The sequence below is a fragment of the uncultured Dokdonia sp. genome, assembly GCF_947492815.1.
Taxonomy (GTDB): Bacteria; Bacteroidota; Bacteroidia; order Flavobacteriales; family Flavobacteriaceae; genus Dokdonia.
The window spans coordinates 1-1348 of the sequence record NZ_CANLOB010000069.1 but is presented as its reverse complement, the minus strand read 5'-3'; the positions used below and the strand labels follow the sequence as shown (position 1 = coordinate 1348).

1 protein-coding gene and 1 pseudogene are annotated in these 1348 nt (G+C 33.8%); both read left to right on the top strand.

Annotation, left to right across the window (positions count from 1 at the left end):
* Positions 1-362 (top strand): annotated as a pseudogene (locus Q1A01_RS23530) (DDE transposase); the annotation flags it as partial.
* A gap of 19 nt (positions 363-381) precedes the next feature.
* Positions 382-1335 (top strand): transposase, encoded by a 954-nt coding sequence (locus Q1A01_RS23525; protein ID WP_299685999.1) that lies wholly within the window; start codon positions 382-384, stop codon positions 1333-1335.
* Positions 1336-1348: the final 13 nt, after the last annotated feature.

Below are 1348 nucleotides of genomic sequence, written 5' to 3'. Positions count from 1 at the left end.
AAAAAAAAATGGAACTGTCCTTAGACTTATTAAAGTTAATTCTACCTGAGCTATTAATTACTCATTTTACAATTGTCTCTTATGAGACAAGAGATAAAGTTCTTCATTTGTATTTTGAAGAAAAGAAAGATATTCCTAAAGAGGAGCAACATCGAATACTAATTGCTCACGGATTCCACAAGGAGATTACTATTCAAGATTTTCCATTACGAGGCAAAGAAGTTTATTTACATATCAAACGACGTCGTTGGTTAGATAAAACTACTAAACAAGTTGTTCAAAGAGATTGGGATTTAGTAACACAGGGAACTCGTATGACCGTAGAGTTCGCTGCTTTTTTAAAAGTACTTAGTCAGTACTAAACCCAACGACTGTCATACCATTGGTGGTTTTTATGGAGTTAATGGCAAGAAATTGCAACGACAGTTTCGGGATTACTTAAGTGAATTTAAAGAGTGGAAATCTAAATCTCATGCTAAACAATGGCTGATCTTTCCAGAAAATATGGGTAAATACCTATCTATTGATGAGACAGCACTATCCAAAGGAGAGCTCTATACCATTATCACTAATAAAAAAGCTAAAGGTAAGAAAGGGGCTATCGTGGCCATACTAGCAGGAACCAAAGCAGAGCCTATTATAGAACAACTACTTAAGATTCCAAAATCACTTAGAGATAAAGTAAAAGAAGTTACTCTGGATATGGCACACTCGATGAAGATGATTGTAAAGAAATGTTTTCCTAAAGCTACTCAAGTTACGGATCGTTTTCACGTACAAAAACTTGCTTTAGAAGCCTTACAAGATATTAGAATCAAACATCGATGGGAAGCTATAGATCAGGAAAATGAGCAAATCAAACGAGCCAAAAGCAAACAAATGGAATATACATCTGAAATATTCCCTAATGGAGATACCAGAAAGCAACTTTTGGCCAGAAGTAGGTATTTACTCTATAAAGCTCCTAATAATTGGACTCAAAACCAATATACACGGTCTAAAATCCTATTCGAACAATATCCAGACATCAAAAAAGCATATGATTTAGTGCAAGGATTAAGAAACATATTCAATACAGCTACTTCTATACAAACTGCTTATACTAAACTAGCACATTGGTATAAAGATGTAGAGCAAACAGGATTTAAAGCATTCAATACTATCGCTAATACCATAACAATCAACTACAGGTCTATTCTCAATTACTTTATAAACAGAAGTACCAACGCTTCAGCAGAATCCTTTAATGCAAAAATCAAAGCATTTAGAGCACAATTCAGAGGTGTCAAAAATGTAGAATTCTTCCTCTTTAGATTAACTAGAATATTTGCATAAACACAACAATTGG